Source organism: Mycobacterium sp. (assembly GCF_049673265.1).
Lineage (GTDB): Bacteria > Actinomycetota > Actinomycetes > Mycobacteriales > Mycobacteriaceae > Mycobacterium.
The window spans coordinates 1-4,448 of record NZ_JBATXN010000594.1 but is presented as its reverse complement, the minus strand read 5'-3'; the positions used below and the strand labels follow the sequence as shown (position 1 = coordinate 4,448).

The 4,448-nt window shown below is 66.2% G+C and carries 6 protein-coding genes; 4 read left to right on the top strand and 2 right to left on the bottom strand.

Going from position 1 to position 4,448, the window contains the following annotated elements:
• On the bottom strand, positions 1-1,379 hold a 1,379-nt coding region (pgm, locus tag WBF82_RS20125; protein WP_424384696.1), incomplete at its 3' end, for a phosphoglucomutase (alpha-D-glucose-1,6-bisphosphate-dependent).
• A gap of 38 nt (positions 1,380-1,417) precedes the next feature.
• Here pgm and crcB (WBF82_RS20120) point away from each other — a divergent pair.
• The 3 genes from crcB (WBF82_RS20120) to WBF82_RS20110 are packed head-to-tail and all read left to right on the top strand — an operon-like array spanning position 1,418 to position 3,257.
• Positions 1,418-1,813 (top strand): fluoride efflux transporter CrcB, encoded by a 396-nt coding sequence (crcB, locus tag WBF82_RS20120; protein ID WP_424384695.1) that lies wholly within the window; start codon positions 1,418-1,420, stop codon positions 1,811-1,813.
• Entirely contained in the window at positions 1,813-2,172 is a 360-nt protein-coding gene (gene crcB, locus WBF82_RS20115; RefSeq protein ID WP_424384694.1) for a fluoride efflux transporter CrcB, read from the top strand. The genes crcB (WBF82_RS20120) and crcB (WBF82_RS20115) overlap by 1 nt, the downstream gene beginning before the upstream one ends.
• The gene (locus WBF82_RS20110; RefSeq protein WP_424384693.1) at positions 2,169-3,257 is read left to right on the top strand and encodes a DUF190 domain-containing protein; all 1,089 of its coding nucleotides are present in this window, start codon (positions 2,169-2,171) and stop codon (positions 3,255-3,257) included. Before crcB (WBF82_RS20115) ends, WBF82_RS20110 begins: the two co-directional genes overlap by 4 nt.
• Here WBF82_RS20110 and WBF82_RS20105 read toward each other — a convergent pair whose 3' ends face one another.
• Positions 3,258-3,614, bottom strand: a complete 357-nt coding sequence (locus tag WBF82_RS20105; RefSeq protein WP_424384692.1) for a DUF488 domain-containing protein — start codon at positions 3,612-3,614, stop codon at positions 3,258-3,260.
• Positions 3,615-3,782: 168 nt separating this feature from the next.
• Between WBF82_RS20105 and WBF82_RS20100 the strand changes: the two genes are divergently transcribed.
• Positions 3,783-4,448 (top strand): DUF222 domain-containing protein (locus tag WBF82_RS20100; RefSeq protein ID WP_424384691.1); only part of this gene is annotated, 666 nt, incomplete at its 3' end.

Here is a 4,448-nt window from a genome sequence, read left to right as displayed (position 1 = left end):
GCCAGCCGGGCCTTCTGCTCGCGGTCGGCGGGCGCGTCGATCCGCGCATAGGTTGGGGCGCCGTACTTTTCGGTCAGCTCGCGATAGCGCTGCGACGGCGTGGCTTCGGTGACGGCGAGGATCTCGGCGGCCAGCAACGCTAGAATGATGCCGTCTTTGTCGGTGGTCCACACAGACCCGTCGCGCCGCAGGAACGACGCCCCCGCCGACTCTTCACCACCGAAACCCAAGGTGGCGCCGACCAGTCCATCGACGAACCATTTGAACCCGACCGGCACCTCGACCAGCTTGCGGCCGATGCCGGCGACCACTCGGTCGATGATCGACGAACTGACCGCGGTCTTGCCGACGGCGATGCCTTCCGGCCACGACGGCCGATGCGTGTAAAGGTAGTCGATGGCCACCGCCAGATAGTGATTCGGATTCAGCAGCCCGGCGTCTGGAGTCACGATGCCGTGTCGGTCGGAGTCCGCGTCGTTGCCGGTGGCGATCTGATACTGGTCCCGGTTGGTGATCAGCGAAGCCATCGCGTCCGGCGAGCTGCAGTCCATGCGGATCTTGCCGTCGTGGTCGAGCGTCATGAACCGCCAGGTCGCGTCGACTAGTGGATTGACAACGGTCAGATCCAGGTTGTGGCGCTCGGCGATCGCACCCCAGTAGTCGACGCTGGCACCGCCGAGTGGGTCGGCCCCGATCCGCACTCCCGCCTTGCGGATGATGTCGACGTCAACCACGTTGGGCAAGTCATCGACATAGGAGTCCAGGTAGTCGTGGCGCTGCGCGCTCCGCAACGCGCGGGCCAACGACACCCGCTTCACCATATCGCCATTTCGCAGAATCTCGTTGGCGCGCTTGGCGATTGCGTTTGTCGCCTCGGTGTCGGCCGGGCCGCCGTTCGGCGGGTTGTATTTGAAGCCGCCGTCGTAGGGCGGGTTGTGCGACGGTGTCACGACGATCCCGTCGGCCAGCGCATCGCTGCGGCCGCGGTTGTAGGTAAGGATGGCGTGGCTGACCGCCGGGGTCGGCGTGTACCGGTCAGCCGAGTCGATCATCGCGACGACGTCATGGGCTGCGAGCACCTCCAGCGCCGTTACCCAGGCCGGCTCGGATAGCCCGTGCGTGTCGCGGCCGATGAACAGCGGGCCGCTGGTGCCCTGCTTGGCGCGGTATTCGACGATGGCCTGGGTGATGGCCAGGATGTGCGCCTCGTTGAACGCGCCGCCCAGCGCCGAGCCGCGGTGCCCTGACGTGCCGAACACCACTTGCTGAGCGACGTCCTCCGGGTCCGGTTCGATCACGTAGTAGGACGTGACCAGATGAGGTAGATCGACAAGATCTTCAGGCTGTGCCGGCTGACCGGCGCGTGGGTTGGCCACCATGACACCAATTCTGCCGATGTCCCGCATACGCTGCTTGGGTGCCCGGTCACGACTACCGCGAGTTGGCCGCCGTGTTCGCCGGTGGCGCGCTGGGCACCGCGGCGCGCGCCGGCCTGAGCAGCCTGATGGTCGCCGACCCGACCCGATGGCCGTGGCCGACGTTCACGGTCAACATCGTCGGCGCGTTCCTGGTGGGCTACTTCACGACGCGGTTGCTGGAGCGGTTGCCGTTGTCGAGCTACCGCAGGCCGCTGCTCGGGACCGGGCTGTGTGGCGGGCTGACGACTTTTTCGACGATGCAGGTCGAAACGCTGAAGATGATCGAGCGCCACTGCTACGGCCTGGCCGCCGGATATACCGCCGCCAGCATCGTGCTGGGACTACTGGCGGTGTATGTGGCCACCGCGATAGTGCGCCGGGTCCCGGTGCGCTGATGGTTCTCTGGTTCGGCGTGCTGGTCGCCGGCGGCCTCGGGGCGGTGCTGCGGTTTCTGGTGGACCGCGCGGTTGCCCGACGGGCGGCGCGGTCGTTGCCGTTGGGAACGCTCGCGGTCAACATCAGCGGCGCCGCGCTGCTCGGCCTGCTCAGCGGCCTGGCGTTGAGCAGACACGCCGCGCTGCTCGCCGACACCGCGTTCATCGGCTCCTACACCACGTTCTCCACCTGGATGTTGGAAACCCAGCGGCTCGGTGAGGAGCGTCAGGTGCGGGGCGCCGTGGCCAATCTCGTCGCCAGCATCGTGTTGGGTATCGCCGCCGCGCTGCTCGGGCAGTGGGTCGCGGGCCGGTTATGAACCAGCCCTGCCTGAAGCTGACCACCTACTTCGGTGAACGCCAGCGCGTGGCCACGGATCACGTTCGGCGGCCCGGGTTTTTGGCCGACGCGATGCTGGATCTCTTCGACACCCGCGAACTCGCAACCAGCGTGATGCTGCGCGGCATCGCGAGTTTCGGGCTGCGGCACGTGCTGCGTACCGACGAGTCGCTGAGCCTGTCCGAGGACCCGCCGGTGGCAATCGCCGCGGTCGACGTCGAGTCCAAGATCACCGCCCTGGTCGACGACGTCGTCGCGATGACCGGTCGCGGCCTGGTGACGCTGGAACGCGCACGGCTGGTCGGTGGCGACGACGTGCTCGACAGTGGCGCTGATGATGCCGTCAAGCTCACCGTTTACGTGGGACGCCAAGAACGCATCGGCGGCCTGCCCGCATACCGCGCGGTGTGCGATCTGCTGCATCGGCTCGAATTCTCCGGTGGTGCAGTGTTTTTAGGTGTCGACGGCACCGCGCACGGCGAGCGCTATCGAGCTCAGTTCTTCAGCCGCAACGTCAACGTTCCGCTGATGATCATCTCCATCGGGACGGCGGTGCAGGTTTCGGCCGCAGTCGCTGAGCTGAGTGTTGCGGCGCCAAACCCGTTGCTGACCGTCGAGCGGGTGCGGTTGTGCAAACGCGGCGGGGAGCTGTTCGCGCGACCGCACCGGCTGCCCAACACCGACGCTCAGCAACGACCGCTTTGGCAGAAGCTGATGGTTCACACCAGCGAGGGCACCGGCCGCGGCGGCCTACCGATCCACCGCGGGCTCGTTCACCGGCTGCTCGACTCCGGAATGGCGCGCGGTGCGACCGTGTTGCGTGGCATATGGGGATTCAATGGTGACGATAAGCCCCATGGCGACAGGCTTTTTCAGCTGACCCGGCACGTGCCCGTGGTGACGATCATCATCGACACGCCGGAGTGGATCGAGCGCAGTTTCGACATCGTCCACGAGTTGACGGCCGACCACGGGGTCGTCACCAGCGAGATGCTCCCGGCGGTGGTGTCGATCGCGGGGACCGAGCGCGACGGCGACACTCGGTTGGCGCGTTACGACTATTGATCAACGGCCTTTCAGCAGCGTTGCCAGCACCGCGGCGTGACTGCCTTCCACATCGCGGGTGGCCGTCACCAGCGTCACGACGTCGTGTTTGGTGAGCTTGCGCAGCTCGTCGAAAGCCTTGCCGGCCTCCAGCTCCTCCCGGTAGCGCGCGGCGAAGTCGTCGAATCGCTCGGGTTGGTGGTTGTACCACTCGCGCAGTTCTTTTGATGGCGCAACGTCTTTGAGCCAGGTTCCCACCCGCGGATCGTCCTTACGGCATCCTCGCGGCCACAGCCGGTCAACCAGGATGCGCCGACCGTCATCGGGGCTCGGATCGTCGTAGACCCGAGCCATCCGGATTCGGCTCTTGGCGCTCATGCCGCCAGGGTAATCGGCGCAGCGTATCCGCGATCACAGCTGTCCCAGCACTTCACCATGAGACATGCACCTGGCTCATGTGTCGGGATTCGCGGTAGTCGCCGCGGGTTGACGTGGAGCGGGGATCGGCGGCCCGGATTTGTCGGAGGTGGCTGCGATGATGGCGTCATGTCTTCGACCGCATCTGCTGACGCCGTGGTGGTCAGTCCTGTAGAGCGTCTTGAGGTGCTGTTCGAGGAGTTGGCGGAGTTGACCGGTCAGCGCAACGCCATTGATGGGCGCATCGTAGAGATCGTGGCCGAAATCGATGGAGACCAGTTATGGGGTGCCACTGGGGCGCGGTCGGTGCCGGCGTTGGTGGCCTGGAAGACCGGCTGCTCGTCGGCAAACGCCCACACGATCACCACCATCGCGAGCCGGCTGAAGGAATTCCCACGCTGCGCCCAAGGCATGCGAGAGGGCCGGCTCTCGCTGGATCAGGTCGGCATCATCGCGGCGCGGGCCGGCGAGGGGTCCGATGAGCACTACGCGCAGCTGGCGCGCTGCGCCACGGTCAGTCAGCTGCGCACCGCGGTCAAGCTGGAACCGCGATCCGAACGCGAACCTCGGCCTGAGCTCGAGCGCTCGATCACCGTGACAACCAATGAGCAGGGCAGCTGCTACCGGATCACACTTCCGCACCATGACGCCGCGAAGGTCGACGCCGCCTTGCAGTCTCATCGTGATGCGCTGATCGGCGAGTGGAAGCACGATCACGACAATGGACAGGGCGCTTCAGATCAGCGGCCTCCGTTGCCTAGCACCGCCGAGGCGTTTATGCGCCTGGTCGAGGCT

Coding starts and splice junctions, on each gene's coding strand:
- crcB (WP_424384694.1), top strand. CDS start 1,813: ATGGTTCTCTGGTTCGGCGTGCTGGTCGCCGGCGGCCTCGGGGCGGTG.
- WBF82_RS20110 (WP_424384693.1), top strand. CDS start 2,169: ATGAACCAGCCCTGCCTGAAGCTGACCACCTACTTCGGTGAACGCCAG.
- WBF82_RS20105 (WP_424384692.1), bottom strand. CDS start 3,614: ATGAGCGCCAAGAGCCGAATCCGGATGGCTCGGGTCTACGACGATCCG.